11 protein-coding genes and 1 pseudogene are annotated in these 14,564 nt (G+C 63.3%); all 12 read left to right on the top strand.

Translation table 11 applies throughout. The features are described from left to right. Positions 1–16: 16 nt before the first annotated feature. The 12 genes and pseudogenes from asd to ABOA88_RS21350 all read left to right on the top strand — a co-directional run bounded on the left by asd (position 17) and on the right by ABOA88_RS21350 (position 14,278). The gene (gene asd, locus ABOA88_RS21405; RefSeq protein ID WP_043206838.1) at positions 17–1,129 is read left to right on the top strand and encodes an aspartate-semialdehyde dehydrogenase; all 1,113 of its coding nucleotides are present in this window, start codon (positions 17–19) and stop codon (positions 1,127–1,129) included. A gap of 306 nt (positions 1,130–1,435) precedes the next feature. Further along, the gene (locus ABOA88_RS21400; RefSeq protein ID WP_196169964.1) at positions 1,436–2,440 is read left to right on the top strand and encodes an aspartate-semialdehyde dehydrogenase; all 1,005 of its coding nucleotides are present in this window, start codon (positions 1,436–1,438) and stop codon (positions 2,438–2,440) included. A gap of 71 nt (positions 2,441–2,511) precedes the next feature. After that, a complete protein-coding gene (locus ABOA88_RS21395; RefSeq protein ID WP_367851213.1) occupies positions 2,512–5,193 on the top strand; it encodes a FimV/HubP family polar landmark protein in 2,682 nt (893 codons plus the stop codon). A gap of 172 nt (positions 5,194–5,365) precedes the next feature. After that, a complete protein-coding gene (truA, locus tag ABOA88_RS21390) occupies positions 5,366–6,220 on the top strand; it encodes a tRNA pseudouridine(38-40) synthase TruA (RefSeq protein WP_230387829.1) in 855 nt (284 codons plus the stop codon). A gap of 60 nt (positions 6,221–6,280) precedes the next feature. Next, positions 6,281–6,901 (top strand): phosphoribosylanthranilate isomerase, encoded by a 621-nt coding sequence (locus tag ABOA88_RS21385; protein ID WP_367851214.1) that lies wholly within the window; start codon positions 6,281–6,283, stop codon positions 6,899–6,901. A 251-nt stretch (positions 6,902–7,152) separates the two neighbouring features. Next, on the top strand, positions 7,153–8,046 hold the full coding sequence (accD, locus tag ABOA88_RS21380) for an acetyl-CoA carboxylase, carboxyltransferase subunit beta (protein WP_196169961.1): 894 nt from the start codon (positions 7,153–7,155) through the stop codon (positions 8,044–8,046). Beyond that, positions 8,046–9,349 (top strand): annotated as a pseudogene (folC, locus tag ABOA88_RS21375) (bifunctional tetrahydrofolate synthase/dihydrofolate synthase). The gene accD and the pseudogene folC overlap by 1 nt, the downstream one beginning before the upstream one ends. Continuing rightward, the gene (locus ABOA88_RS21370) at positions 9,333–10,019 is read left to right on the top strand and encodes an SPOR domain-containing protein (protein WP_367851215.1); all 687 of its coding nucleotides are present in this window, start codon (positions 9,333–9,335) and stop codon (positions 10,017–10,019) included. The pseudogene folC and the gene ABOA88_RS21370 overlap by 17 nt, the downstream one beginning before the upstream one ends. A gap of 159 nt (positions 10,020–10,178) precedes the next feature. After that, a complete protein-coding gene (locus ABOA88_RS21365) occupies positions 10,179–10,733 on the top strand; it encodes a CvpA family protein (protein WP_043206819.1) in 555 nt (184 codons plus the stop codon). 42 nt (positions 10,734–10,775) lie between these two features. Then, positions 10,776–12,281 (top strand): amidophosphoribosyltransferase, encoded by a 1,506-nt coding sequence (gene purF, locus ABOA88_RS21360; protein ID WP_196169958.1) that lies wholly within the window; start codon positions 10,776–10,778, stop codon positions 12,279–12,281. A 15-nt stretch (positions 12,282–12,296) separates the two neighbouring features. Then, positions 12,297–13,508, top strand: a complete 1,212-nt coding sequence (locus tag ABOA88_RS21355) for an O-succinylhomoserine sulfhydrylase (RefSeq protein ID WP_043206813.1) — start codon at positions 12,297–12,299, stop codon at positions 13,506–13,508. After that, complete coding sequence (locus tag ABOA88_RS21350) at positions 13,505–14,278, top strand: SDR family oxidoreductase (RefSeq protein ID WP_196169957.1); 774 nt, start codon at positions 13,505–13,507, stop codon at positions 14,276–14,278. The genes ABOA88_RS21355 and ABOA88_RS21350 overlap by 4 nt, the downstream gene beginning before the upstream one ends. Positions 14,279–14,564: the final 286 nt, after the last annotated feature.

Raw genomic sequence — 14,564 nt, 5'->3', positions numbered from 1 at the left:
CAAAGGTGTAGTTGCGATGAAACGTGTAGGTCTGATCGGTTGGCGAGGTATGGTCGGTTCCGTGCTCATGCAGCGGATGCTGGAGGAGCAGGATTTCGACCTCATCGAGCCGGTGTTCTTCACCACGTCCAACGTGGGTGGCCAGGGTCCGAATGTGGGCAAGGACATTGCTCCGCTCAAGGACGCCTATAGCATTGAAGAGCTCAAGACCCTCGACGTCATCCTGACCTGCCAGGGTGGCGACTACACCAACGAAGTCTTCCCCAAGCTGCGTGAAGCCGGCTGGCAGGGGTACTGGATCGACGCTGCTTCGTCCCTGCGCATGCAGGATGACGCCGTGATCATCCTCGACCCGGTCAACCGCAAGGTCATCGACCAGCAGCTCGACGCCGGCACCAAGAACTACATCGGCGGCAACTGCACTGTCAGCCTGATGTTGATGGGCCTGGGTGGCCTGTTCGAAGCGGGCCTGGTCGAATGGATGAGCGCCATGACCTACCAGGCCGCCTCCGGCGCCGGCGCGCAGAATATGCGCGAGCTGATCAAGCAGATGGGGGGTATCCACGCGGCGGTCGCCGATGACCTGGCCAACCCGGCCAGTGCCATCCTCGACATCGACCGCAAGGTTGCCGAGACCATGCGCGGCGAAGCCTTCCCGACCGAGAACTTCGGCGTACCGCTGGCAGGCAGCCTGATCCCCTGGATCGACAAAGAGCTGCCTAACGGCCAGAGCCGTGAGGAATGGAAAGCCCAGGCCGAGACCAACAAGATCCTGGGGCGCTTCAAGAACCCGATCCCGGTCGACGGCATCTGTGTGCGCATCGGCGCCATGCGTTGCCACAGCCAGGCGCTGACCATCAAGCTGAACAAAGACGTGCCGCTGGCGGATATCGAAGGCATGATCAGCCAGCACAACCCATGGGTGAAGCTGGTGCCGAACCAGCGTGAGATCAGCATGCAGGAGCTGAGCCCGACCAAGGTGACTGGCACCCTGAACGTGCCGGTTGGCCGTCTGCGCAAGCTGAACATGGGGTCGCAGTACCTGGGGGCTTTCACTGTCGGTGACCAGTTGCTGTGGGGTGCTGCCGAGCCGCTGCGTCGCATGTTGCGGATTCTGCTGGAGCGTTGATCGCACCTTTGCTTTGACCGAGAACCCACGCCTGGCGTGGGTTTTCTGTTTTTAGGGTGGGTGTTGGTGTTGCGAGGTGGGGCATATCCACTTGATAGTGTGACGCTAATTCACCATCCCACCTTTACAGCGGGTCACTTTGCCAAGACCAAAGTGACCCGCTGTAAAGGCGCAAAGCGCCAGTGGCGCCCCCACAAAAAATGGATATGCTCAAAACTCCAAAAGCCCAAGCCCAAGCAAAACTACTCCCCATCGCCCAATCCAAGTAAAGTGCCGCACCCCAAGTTCCACCAGAAGGACCCAACCATGCCCCAGCCCATAGACATCGCCATCATCGGCGCCACCGGCAGCGTCGGCGAAACCCTTGTCCAGATCCTCGAGGAACTCGAATTCCCCGTCGCCACTCTGCACCTGCTGGCCAGTATGGAATCTGCTGGCAGCAACATGATGTTCGCGGGCAAGAAACTGCGTGTACGAGAAGTCGACAGTTTCGACTTCGCCCAGGTCAAGTTGGCGTTCTTCGCCGCAAGCCCTGCAGTCACCCGCAGTTTTGCTCCCAAGGCCCAGCAGGCCGGTTGTTCGGTCATCGATCTGTCCGGCGGACTGGAGCAGGCTTTGGCCTTGGTCCCGGAAGCCAACGGGGACAAAGTCGCCCAGCTCAAGCATCCCGCCCTGATCGCCAGCCCCAGTGCCGCGGCCGTCGCGCTGGCGGTGGCGCTGGCCCCGCTCAAAGGCTTGCTCGACATCGAGCGGGTACAGGTGATGGCCAGCCTGGCCGTGTCGGCCCAAGGCAGGGAAGCGGTGAGCGAACTGGCCCGCCAGACCGCTGAGCTGCTCAATGCTCGGCCGCTGGAACCGCGCTTCTTCGATCGTCAGATCGCCTTCAATGTGCTGGCGCGGGTCGGTGTCGCCGACGAGCACGGTCATACCAGCCTGGAGCGGCGCTTGGTCGATGAGTTGCGCGTGCTGCTCGACCTGCCGGCGCTGAAAATCTCCGTGAGCTGCGTTCAAGTCCCGGTGTTTTATGGCGATAGCTTCAGTGTGGCGGTGCAGAGCCGTCGCCCGGTCGACCTGGTCGCGGTCAATGAGGCGCTCGAGGCTGCACAAGGTATCGAGCTGGTCGAGCCGGATGATTATCCGACGGCTGTCGGCGACGCAGTGGGGCAAGACGTGGTCTATGTTGGTCGTGTACGCCATGGCATCGACGAGCAGGAACAACTCAACCTCTGGCTGACGACCGACAACGTGCGCAAAGGGGCCGCCCTTAACGCCGTGCAAGTGGCCGGATTGTTGATAAAAGACATGGTGTAAAAGATACTGGCGCGTACTTTTGTCCTACACCACACGCAGGTCTAGGGACGATTCTTAGAAGGGAAGAGGTCATGCTTCGAATTCGCAAACTGGTTCTGGCCATGGCAGCAGCCTCGGCGCTGTCGTCTGGCATGGCCAATGCCCTCGGGTTGGGTGAGTTGACCCTCAAGTCGGCGCAGAACCAGCCGCTGGACGCCGAGATCGAACTGCTCGATGTGCGTGACCTCACCGCTGCCGAAGTGGCGCCGAGCCTGGCACCACCGGAAGAATTCGCCAAGGCTGGGGTGCCTTACCCTTCCTACCTCGAAGACCTGACCTTCACGCCGGTGATCAACCCAAACGGCAAGAGTGTGTTGCGGGTGACCTCCAGCCAGCCGCTGCCGGCACCGGTGGTGAAATTCCTGGTCCAGGTGATGTGGCCTCAAGGTCGCCTGCTGCGTGATTACAACATGCTGCTCGACCAGCCCAAGGCCCAGGGCGAGGCGGCCTCCGCCACCGGTATCGCGCCGGCGGTCAGTGGTGCCGGTCGCTACACCACCAAACGTCGCGATACGCTTTGGCAGATTGCCGCACGCAACACCCAGGGCGGCTCGGTCCAGCAGACCATGCTGGCTATCCAGGCCTTGAACCCGGATGCCTTCATCGGCAACAACATCAACCAGCTCAAGATCGGGCAGGTGCTGCGCCTGCCTGACCAGCAGCAGATCCAGAACATTCCACAGGGCGAGGCCATTCGCGAAGTTGCCGAGCAGTACGCTGCCTGGCGTGAAGGTCGACGCCTGGGCCCGCGTGCCCGTCAGCTGGACGCGACCCGCCGAGGTGCTGCTGAAGCCGCACCGGCGCGCGTCGCCCAAGGTGACAACCTGCGCCTGGTCAGCCCGGATGCCAAGGGCGCTGCGGGCAATGCCAAGGCGCTCAGCGACAAGCTGGCCGTGGCCCAGGAAAGCCTCGACACCAGCCGACGTGACAACGAAGAACTCAAGAGCCGCATGGCAGACCTGCAGAGCCAGCTGGACAAGCTGCAGCGTCTGATCCAGCTCAAGAACGATCAGCTGGCACGCCTCGAAGCCCAGGGTGCGGCCGCGCAACCCCCAGTTGCCGCGGCGTTGCCAGGCGGGCCCGCTCCTGCACAGCCTGCGGTCAATGCCCAGCTGGCTCCGGCCGAGCCCGTGGTCGATCCGGCGCCGGCAGCGGTGGACACGGCCCCTGTGGTCAAGGAAACCCCTTATCAAGGCGTGCTCGACGAGCTGCTCGGTAACCCGCTGTTGCTAGGGTTGCTGGCCGGTTCGACTTTCCTGGTATTGCTGTTGCTGCTGCTACTTCTGGCACGCAAGCGCAAGGCTCAGCAGGAAGCCGAGAAGCATCTGCGCATGGCGCGGGCCCTGGCTGAGGAGAATGAGCGCGGCCCTGACCTGAGCATGCCGCCGGGCAGTTTCGATGACCTGGATGTGTCGGCACCTAGCGTGACGCTGTCTCCGGCCGTAGTCGCAGCTTCCGCAGCTGCTGCAGTTGCCGCGGAGAAACCGGCTGCACCGGCACCGGAGCCTGCCCCCGCAATTGCGCCTGCGGCAGTGGTTGATCCGTTGGCCGGTCTGCTGGTCGAGGTCGACCAAAGCCTGGCGCAAGGCCGTCTGAATCACGCCGCCGACTTGCTCGAGCCGGCGCTGGCCGCCCACCCCGAGCGTGGCGACCTGCGTCTGAAGTTGATGGAAGTCTATGCCCGCCAGGGCGATCAGAACGCGTTCGCCAACGAGGAGCGCCACCTGGCGCCGACCGAGCAGAACAAGGCCGAAGTCGAGTCGCTCAAAGAGCGTTTCCCGGCGATGGTAGCAGTGGCCGCTGCAGGCCTTGGCGCCGCAGCCCTAGCTGCCGAAATGGACGCGCAGTACGTTCAGGACCTGCTGCAGGAAAGCACTGACGAGGTCGCTGAAAGCGGACTTGCGCCAGATCCCGAGCCAGCAGTCATTACCCAGGTCGAGTCTGAGCCACAGCCGGAACCTGAGCTGGACGCGATCATCGAGGCGCCAGCTATCGATGAAAGCGATCTGGACAGCGCCTTTGATCTCAGCCTGGATGATGACCTTCCTGAGGATGCGGCGCTTGACCTGCCGCAAGAGCCCGCGGTCGCCGAAGAACCCGTTCTGGACAGTGCCGAACCTGTCGCACCCCAGACCAATGCCGACGAAGATTTCGAAGCCTTGCTCGAGCAGGCCCAGGTCCAGACCGAACCACAAAGCCTGGACGATCTGGCCGACTTTGATTTGGACATTGGCGAGGCGCAGTCCCCGGCGCCCGCTCCAGTGGAGGCCGAAGAGGCGCCGGTGGATGTGGCGGCCGAGTTGGCAGCCTTCGACGAGATTCCTGAGTTCGATCCAATCTCCGAGCTGGAGCTGCCGGAAGACTTCGACCTGTCCCTGTCGCTGGACGATGAGTCGCCTGCGGCCAAGAGCTTTGCCTCGGAGCTCGACGACGTCAACGCCGAGCTGGACAAGCTATCCCAGAGCCTTGAGTCGCCTTCGCTCGAGCCGCATTTCACCGCCGAAGACGCCGTCCAGGACCTTGATCCGCTGGATGATCTGGACTTCGACTTCTTCTCCGGCGCTGACGAAGTGGCGACCAAGCTGGATCTTGCCCGTGCGTACATCGACATGGGCGACCACCAAGGCGCGCGCGACATCCTCGACGAAGTGGTCAAGGATGGTGATGACAGCCAGCGCCAGGAAGCCGAGGAGATGCTTTCGCGCCTGGTGTAGTGATCTTTCGCAGGCCGACCCGTTCCCGCGCGGCATACCACGGGTGGGGGCGGGTTGGCCTGCGAAGAAAGCGCCGCTGTGATACGGCCGGTTCCTCCGATAACGGCAGCCCTTGTGGCTGCCGTTGCCGTTATAATGCCCGCCTTTAGTTCCATCCACAGGTTTCACGTTCTTGGACATCAACGACATCGAGGCAGCCGAATCGGCGGCCGAAGGCTACTCCCGCATCGCCTTGGGCGTGGAATACAAAGGCTCGCGCTACCGTGGCTGGCAGCGCCAGGCCAGTGGCGTGCCAAGCGTCCAGCAAGCCCTGGAGCAAGCGCTGTCGACGGTGGCCAACGAGCCAATCTCGGTGATCTGTGCCGGGCGCACCGACGCCGGTGTGCACGGCTGTGGCCAGATCGTTCATTTCGACACCCGTGCGGTGCGTGATGAGCGGGCCTGGACCATGGGCACCAATTTCAATCTGCCCAACGACATCAGCGTCACCTGGGCACGGCCGATGCCTGCGAATTTCCATGCCCGATTCAAGGCTATGGCACGGCGTTATCGTTACGTCATCTACAACGACCCGATCCGCCCCGCGCATCTGGCCGAGGAGGTCACCTGGAACCATCGACCGCTGGATGTCGAGCGCATGGCCGAGGCGGCGCAGTTCCTGCTGGGGACCCATGACTTCAGCGCGTTCCGTGCCAGCCAGTGCCAGGCCAAGTCGCCGATCAAGCACATCTATCACCTGCGCGTCACCCGCCACGGCAAGATGATCGTGCTGGACGTTCGCGCCACGGCATTCCTCCATCACATGGTGCGTAACATCGCCGGAGTGCTGATGACCATCGGTGCGGGCGAGCGCCCCGTGACCTGGGCGCGCGAGGTGCTCGAAGGGCGCAATCGTCGCGAGGGCGGGGTAACCGCCCACCCCTATGGCCTGTATCTGGTGCAGGTGGAGTACCCCGAGGCCTTCGCCTTGCCGCAACGTTACATCGGCCCACACTTTCTCACCGGGTACGAAGCATTGGCAGACTGACGGGCGAAACGTCATTTGCTACCATCCGGCCTTTCACCGCCCACTCAAGGTTCGCCGTCCATGAGCAACGTTCGCAGCAAGATCTGCGGGATTACCCGCATTGAGGACGCCCTGGCCGCCGCCGAAGCCGGTGCCGATGCTATCGGCTTGGTCTTTTATGCCAAGAGCCCGCGTGCGGTGGAGGTGCGCCAGGCGCGGGCGATCATCGCCGAGCTGCCACCGTTCGTGACTACTGTAGGCTTGTTCGTCAATGCATCGCGGTGCGAGCTCAACGAGATTCTCGAGGTGGTGCCGCTGGACCTGCTACAGTTCCACGGCGACGAAACCCCGGCCGATTGCGAGGGTTACCATCGGCCTTGGATCAAAGCGCTGCGGGTGCGTCCCGGCGATGACCTGAAGGCTGCCTGCCAGCACTATGCAGGGGCTCGAGGTATTCTCCTGGACACCTACGTGCCTGGCGTGCCGGGCGGTACTGGCGAGGCCTTCGACTGGTCGCTGGTACCTGCTTCGCTGAGCAAGCCGATCATCCTGGCCGGTGGCTTGTCCGCGGACAACGTCGGTCAGGCCATCGCCCAGGTGCGCCCTTACGCCGTGGATGTCAGCGGCGGGGTGGAGCAGGCCAAGGGCATCAAGGACGCGGCGAAGATCGAAGCCTTCATGCGTGCGGTGAAACAGGCGTGACGATGGATGTGACGGCTGCCCGCGCGGCATCGTCCATAGCTTTCGCAGCCCGGTGCTGCCAAGCCTGCCCCTTGGGCGGGTGGTGCGGATCGCCGGCATGACAGATTGACGATGGCCCGACCGCCAGGTCGGCTCCGCTTCAATGCGGGCCCCGGACCGGGCCATCATCGTTTCATTGAAGAACATGAGCTCAAGGGCAGGGCATGGCCGGCCAGACCGGCCCCCGCCCACCGATACTGGAGAAAGAAAGCATGAGCAACTGGTTAGTCGACAAACTGATCCCTTCGATCATGCGTTCCGAGGTGAAGAAGAGCTCGGTGCCTGAGGGCCTGTGGCACAAGTGCCCGGCATGCGAGTCCGTGCTGTATCGTCCGGAGCTGGAAAAGACCCTGGATGTCTGCCCCAAGTGCAACCACCACATGCGCATCGGCGCACGTGCCCGTATCGACATCTTCCTCGATCCTGAGGGGCGTACCGAGCTGGGGGCTGACCTCGAGCCCGTGGATCGCCTGAAATTCCGTGACGGCAAGAAGTACAAGGATCGCCTGACTGCGGCCCAGAAGCAGACCGGCGAGAAGGACGCGCTGATTTCCATGAGCGGCACCCTGATGGGCATGCCGATCGTGGTCAGCGCCTTCGAGTTCTCCTTCATGGGTGGTTCCATGGGTGCCATCGTCGGTGAGCGCTTCGTGCGCGCCGCCAACTACGCCCTGGAAAACCGCTGCCCGATGGTCTGCTTCTCCGCCTCGGGCGGTGCGCGTATGCAAGAAGCCCTGATCTCGCTGATGCAGATGGCCAAGACCTCGGCCGTGCTGGCCCGCCTGCGTGAAGAAGGCATTCCGTTCATCTCGGTTCTGACCGACCCGGTCTACGGTGGTGTCTCCGCAAGCCTGGCGATGCTCGGCGACGTCATCGTCGGTGAGCCGAAGGCGCTGATCGGCTTCGCCGGTCCTCGCGTGATCGAACAGACCGTCCGCGAGAAGCTGCCGGAAGGCTTCCAGCGCAGCGAATTCCTGCTTGAGCACGGCGCCATCGACCTGATCATCTCCCGTGGCGAGCTGCGTCCGCGTCTGGCTCGCCTGCTGGCCCAGATGACCGGCCAGGCGACCCCGGCGCAAGCCCTTGAGGCGGCTGCCGTCGCGTGATGAGCACTCGCACTCTGGGTGACTGGCTCGCCTACCTCGAGCAGTTGCATCCTTCGGCCATCGACATGGGCCTGGAGCGTTCGCAGCAGGTGGCGGCGCGGCTCGGGCTGGGCAAGCTGGCACCCCGGGTGGTGACGGTTACCGGCACCAACGGCAAAGGCTCGACCTGCGCATTCGTGGCATCACTGCTCCGGGCGCAGGGGCTGAAAGTCGGGGTGTACAGCTCGCCCCACCTGTTGCGTTACAACGAGCGGGTGCGCATCGACGGTGCCGACGCCAGCGATGAGCGCCTGTGCGAGGCGTTCGCTGCCGTGGAAGCGGCCCGTGGCGAGATCTCCCTGACCTACTTCGAGATGGGTACGCTGGCTGCGTTCTGGCTGTTCCAGCAGTCCGCGCTGGATGCCGTGGTGCTAGAGGTTGGTCTGGGTGGTCGTCTGGATGCGGTCAACCTGATCGATGCGGACCTGGCGTTGGTCACCAGCATCGGCGTGGATCATGCCGATTACCTGGGCGATACCCGCGAATCCGTCGCCTTCGAGAAGGCGGGAATTTTCCGTCAGGGCAAGCCGGCCCTGTGTGGCGATCTGTACCCGCCACAGCCTTTGCTGGACAAGGCGCGTGAACTTGCTTGCCCGTTCCTGCTGCGGGGCCGCGATTTCGATCTGGCCACCACCGATCAGCACTGGCAGTGGCGTGGCAGCCGGCTCGACGGCAGCAGTGTGGAGCTGCATGACCTGCCGCTGCTTGACCTGCCGATGGAGAATGCCGCCCTGGCGCTGCAGGCCTATCTGCTGATGGGCTTGCCTTTCGAGGCTGGGCAGCTTCGCCAGGCGCTGCTCGATACCCAGGTTACCGGTCGTCTGGACCGCCGCGTGCTGCAGTGGCAAGGCCGACGTCTGGAGCTGTTGCTGGATGTGGGGCACAACCCCCATGCTGCCGAATACCTGGCTGCCCGTTTGGCCGCGCGTCCGGTCAAGGGGCGTCGCCTGGCGGTGTTCGGCCTGCTCGCCGACAAGGACCTGGAGGGCGTGATCGCGCCGCTCAAGGGAGTGGTCGACGAATGGGCGGTGGCGCCGCTGCAAACGCCACGCAGTCGTCCGGCTGCGGAGCTGGCGGCCGCCTTGACGAACGTCGGTGCAGCGGTGAAGTCTTATGTCAGCATTGATGCAGCCCTCGAGGGGCAATGCGCGCAGGCAGGGGCGGACGATCAGATCCTGCTGTTCGGTTCGTTTTTCTGTGTTGGCCAAGCCCTGGAATGGCTAGAGCGGCAAGCTCCGGAGGAGTAGATGGCAGTGCTGGATAAAGGGATTAAGCAGCGCATGGTGGGTGCGTTGGTGCTGGTGGCGCTGGCGGTGATTTTCCTGCCGATGCTGTTCACCCGCGAAGACGAGATGCGCCAAGTGCGTGTCGAGGCGCCTGAGGCGCCTGCCATGCCGAGCTTGCCGCAGGTGCAGGTCGAGCCTGTGCAGGTGCCAGAGCCCCAGCCATTACCGGACGTATCGGAGCCGGTGCCGGAGCAGCCACCGGTGGTGGTCAACGAATCCAGCGCGCCAATCACCACGCCGAGCCAGCCGATCACGCCTTCCCCTACCCAGGCCACCCAGGCGCCGGCTCCCAAGCCTGCACCGGCACCCGCGCCGAAGGTCGAGGCGCGTCCGGCCGCCACGCCTGCACCGGCAACGACAGCCAGCACTACCAAGCCGGCCGCGCCCTCCAAGGTCGACGTCAATGGTCTGCCGGTGAGCTGGTCGATCCAGCTGGCCAGTCTTTCCAATCGCGCTGGCGCCGACAACCTGCAGAAAACCCTGCGCAGCCAGGGCTATAACGCCTATATTCGTGCTGCCGATGGCATGAACCGTGTCTATGTCGGGCCGCTGATCGAGCGGACCGAGGCCGAGCGTCTGCGGGATGTGATCAATCGCCAGCACAATCTCAAGGGCTTTGTGGTGCGCTTCCAGCCAGAGCGCAACTGATCCAGAGCGGTTGCGCAGCCTGTCCCGGGCTGCGCAGGCTTCCACCTGGGCCTTGCATCGCGAGAGGGCGCAAAGTAGCCCTAATGGGCTGACATTCCGCTTACCCCAAACCCGCTGCTCTGGTAAAATGCGCCGCCTCAAACGTCGGCAGGCAACACCGTGGCATTTACCTGGGTCGATTGGGCGATCATCGCGATCATCGCCATTTCCTCACTGATCAGTCTCAAGCGCGGCTTCGTCAAGGAAGCCTTGTCCCTGCTCATCTGGATCATTGCCGGTGCGGTCGCCTGGATGTTCGGCGGCTCCCTTTCGCAGTATCTTGAAAGCTATATCCAGACGCCATCGGCCCGCATCATTGCCGGCTGCGCCATTCTTTTCGTCGCCACCTTGCTGGTGGGGGCCATGATCAACTTCCTCATCGGCGAGCTGATTCGCGTGACCGGGCTGTCCGGCACCGATCGTTTCCTCGGCATGGCCTTCGGGGCTGCGCGTGGGGCCTTGCTGGTGGTAGTAGCCATCGGGCTGTTGAGCCTGGGGCCCGTGCAACAGGATCCGTGGTGGCAGGAGTCGCGCCTGATACCACAGTTTCTATTGGTCGCTGACTGGTCCAAGAACCTGATTCTGGGGTTCACCGGTCAATGGATGTCCAGTGGGATCAGCGCACCGGCTGATCTTCCGTTCAAGGAACAGTTGCTCGGGCCCACCAGGCCTTGAGCGCTTTTCAATCAAGTTTCATCAAAGTAGGGGTTGCGTCGCATGTGTGGCATCGTCGGTATCGTCGGTAAGTCGAACGTCAATCAGGCGCTGTATGACGCGCTAACCGTGCTCCAGCACCGCGGCCAGGACGCTGCCGGTATCGTGACCAGCCACGACGGCCGGTTGTTCCTGCGCAAGGATAACGGCCTGGTACGTGATGTCTTCCAGCAGCGTCATATGCAGCGCCTGGTCGGCCACATGGGCATTGGCCATGTCCGCTACCCCACCGCGGGCAGCTCCACCTCGGCCGAGGCTCAGCCGTTCTACGTCAACTCGCCCTATGGCATCACCCTGGCGCACAACGGCAACCTGACCAACGTCGAGCAGTTGGCCAAGGAGATCTACGAATCGGATCTGCGCCACGTCAACACCAACTCCGACTCGGAAGTGCTGCTCAACGTGTTCGCCCATGAGCTGGCCGTGCGCGGCAAGCTGCAGCCGACCGAGGAAGACGTGTTCGCCGCGGTCTCCCACGTGCACAGCCGCTGCGTGGGCGGCTACGCTGTGGTGGCGATGGTCACCGGCTATGGCATCGTCGGTTTCCGTGACCCCAACGGTATCCGTCCGGTCGTGTTCGGCCAGCGTCATACCGACGAGGGCGTCGAATACATGATCGCCTCCGAAAGCGTTGCCTTGGATGTGCTCGGTTTCACCTTGATCCGTGACCTGGCGCCGGGCGAAGCGGTGTACATCACCGAGGAAGGCCAACTGTTCACCAAGCAGTGCGCCAACAACCCCAAGCTTCAGCCGTGCATCTTCGAGCACGTCTACCTCGCCCGCCCGGACTCGATCATGGACGGCGTCTCGGTGTACAAGGCGCGCCTGCGCATGGGCGAAAAGCTGGCCGAGAAGATCCAGCGCGAGCGCCCTGATCACGACATCGATGTAGTCATCCCGATCCCGGACACCAGCCGTACCGCTGCCTTGGAGCTGGCCAACCACCTGGGCGTGAAGTTCCGCGAAGGCTTCGTCAAGAACCGTTACATCGGCCGGACCTTCATCATGCCCGGCCAGGCCGCACGCAAGAAGTCGGTACGCCAGAAGCTCAATGCCATCGAGCTGGAATTCCGCGGCAAGAACGTGATGCTGGTGGACGACTCCATCGTGCGTGGCACCACTTGCAAGCAGATCATCCAGATGGCCCGCGAAGCCGGTGCCAAGAACGTCTACTTCTGCTCCGCGGCACCCGCGGTGCGCTATCCCAACGTCTACGGCATCGACATGCCGAGCGCTCACGAACTGATCGCCCACAACCGTACCACCGAGCAGGTGGCCGAGTTGATCGGCGCCGACTGGCTGGTCTACCAGGACCTGCCTGACCTGATCGAATCGGTCGGTGGCGGCAAGATCAAGATCGAGCACTTCGATTGCGCGGTGTTCAATGGTGAGTACGTCACCGGCGACATCGACGAAGCCTACCTTGAGCGTATCGAGCAGCAGCGCAACGACCTTGCCAAGGCGAAGACTCAGGCTGTCAGCGCGATCATCGACCTCTACAACAACTGATTTGGGAGCGACGGCATGACCGATCAATGGGATGCCGGTCGACTGGACAGTGACCTCGAGGGTGTCGGATTCGACACCCTGGCGGTGCGCGCCGGTCAGAACCGCACACCGGAAGCCGAGCACAGCGAAGCGCTGTTCCTGACCTCCAGTTATGTCTTCCGCACGGCCGCCGATGCGGCTGCGCGCTTTGCTGGCGAAACGCCCGGCAACGTCTATTCGCGGTACACCAACCCGTCGGTACGCGCCTTCGAGGAGCGTCTGGCGGCCATGGAAGGCGCCGAGCAGGCCGTGGGGACTTCCACCGGCATGGCGGCGATCCTGGCCGTGGTGATGTCCCTGTGCAGCGCCGGTGATCATGTGCTGGTGTCGCAGAGCGTGTTCGGCTCGACCATCAGCCTGTTCGAGAAGTACTTCAAGCGTTTCGGCGTGCAGGTGGACTACGTGCCGTTGGTCGATCTCAGCGGTTGGGAAAAGGCCATCAAGGCCAATACCAAGTTGCTGATCGTCGAGTCACCGTCCAATCCGCTGGCCGAACTGGTCGATATCGCCGCACTGGCCGAGATCGCGCACGCCCGTGGCGCGATGCTGGTCGTGGACAACTGCTTCAGCACCCCGGCATTGCAGCAGCCGCTCAAGCTCGGTGCCGATATCGTCTTCCACTCCGCGACCAAGTTCATCGACGGCCAGGGCCGTTGCATGGGTGGCGTGGTGGCCGGGCGTAGCGAGCAGATGAAAGAAGTGGTGGGCTTCCTGCGGACCGCCGGTCCGACGCTCAGCCCGTTCAACGCCTGGATCTTCACCAAAGGCCTGGAAACGCTAAAGCTGCGTATGCGCGCCCACTGCGAAAGTGCCCAGGCGCTGGCCGAGTGGCTGGAAAAGCAGGAGGGCGTGGAAAAGGTTCACTACGCCGGCCTGCCGAGCCATCCGCAACACGAACTGGCCAAGCGCCAGATGAGTGGCTTCGGCGCGGTGGTCAGCTTCGAGGTCAAGGGGGGCAAAGAGGGCGCGTGGCGTTTCATCGATGCGACCCGCGTGATCTCCATCACCACCAACCTGGGTGACAGCAAGACCACCATCGCTCACCCTGCTACCACCTCCCACGGGCGCCTGACGCCGCAGGAGCGTGAGGCGGCAGGCATCCGCGACAGCCTGATTCGCGTCGCTGTCGGCCTGGAAGACGTGGCTGACTTGCAAGCCGATCTGGCCCGCGGTCTGGCGGCGCTGTGATCGACTGGAGGGGCGGTGAGCCCGGCCACAATGGTCGGGTCGCCCTGGTCACCGGTGCCGCTCGCGGCATCGGCCTGGGCATCGCCGCTTGGTTGATCTGCGAAGGCTGGCAGGTGGTGCTCAGCGACCTGGACCGTGTGCGGGGTTCCAAAGTGGCCAAGACCTTGGGCGACAATGCCTGGTTCGTGTCGATGGATGTCGCCGACGAGGCCCAGGTCAGCGCTGGCGTCTCTGAGGTGCTCGCGCAGTTCGGCCGTCTGGATGCCTTGGTATGCAATGCGGCTATCGCCAATCCACACAACCAGACCCTCGAGAGCTTGTCCCTGTCCCAGTGGAGCAGGGTGCTGGCGGTCAACCTCAACGGGCCGATGCTGTTGGCCAAGCATTGTGCGCCCTACCTGCGCGCCCATGGCGGGGCCATTGTCAACCTGACATCCACCCGGGCCCGGCAGTCAGAGCCTGACACCGAGGCCTATGCGGCGAGTAAGGGTGGCCTGTTGGCGTTGACCCATGCACTGGCCATGAGCCTTGGGCCGGAGATTCGCGTCAATGCGGTCAGCCCTGGCTGGATCGACGCCCGGGACCCTTCCCAGCGCCGTGCCGAGCCGCTGACCGAGGCTGATCATGCCCAGCATCCTGCGGGCAGGGTAGGGACGGTGGAGGATGTCGCGGCGCTGGTGGCGTGGTTGCTGTCGCGCCAGGCAGGGTTCGTCACCGGCCAGGAGTTCGTGGTCGATGGCGGGATGAGCCGCAAAATGATCTACACCTGAGCTGCAAGCTATTAGCCACCAGCTGCAAGAGGGGACCGTGAGGTCCCTTCGTCATTTGTGGGGCAGGACTACTTGCTACAGCGGCAAGCGTTTCCTTGTCGCTTGCCACTCGCAGCTTGCAGCTTTTTCGGCCTTTTTGAAAAAAAAATCCAATGGGGCTATTGACTTAGCTTCGGCACCTGCGTAAATTTCGCGGCCTCAGCGAAGCAAACGCACTAAGCAACACTGCGAGGGTGATTAGCTCAGCCGGGAGAGCATCTGCCTTACAAGCAGAGGGTCGGCGGTT

Origin of the sequence: Pseudomonas sp. PKS (genome assembly GCF_051913525.1) — a bacterium.
GTDB lineage: Bacteria > Pseudomonadota > Gammaproteobacteria > Pseudomonadales > Pseudomonadaceae > Aquipseudomonas > Aquipseudomonas guariconensis_D.
Note: the sequence above shows the minus strand (reverse complement) of the source record. Positions and strands in the feature narration are given on the sequence as shown.

Coding starts and splice junctions, on each gene's coding strand:
- ABOA88_RS21355 (WP_043206813.1), top strand. CDS start 12,297: ATGACCGATCAATGGGATGCCGGTCGACTGGACAGTGACCTCGAGGGT.
- accD (WP_196169961.1), top strand. CDS start 7,153: ATGAGCAACTGGTTAGTCGACAAACTGATCCCTTCGATCATGCGTTCC.
- ABOA88_RS21395 (WP_367851213.1), top strand. CDS start 2,512: ATGCTTCGAATTCGCAAACTGGTTCTGGCCATGGCAGCAGCCTCGGCG.
- purF (WP_196169958.1), top strand. CDS start 10,776: ATGTGTGGCATCGTCGGTATCGTCGGTAAGTCGAACGTCAATCAGGCG.
- ABOA88_RS21370 (WP_367851215.1), top strand. CDS start 9,333: ATGGCAGTGCTGGATAAAGGGATTAAGCAGCGCATGGTGGGTGCGTTG.
- ABOA88_RS21400 (WP_196169964.1), top strand. CDS start 1,436: ATGCCCCAGCCCATAGACATCGCCATCATCGGCGCCACCGGCAGCGTC.
- ABOA88_RS21385 (WP_367851214.1), top strand. CDS start 6,281: ATGAGCAACGTTCGCAGCAAGATCTGCGGGATTACCCGCATTGAGGAC.
- asd (WP_043206838.1), top strand. CDS start 17: ATGAAACGTGTAGGTCTGATCGGTTGGCGAGGTATGGTCGGTTCCGTG.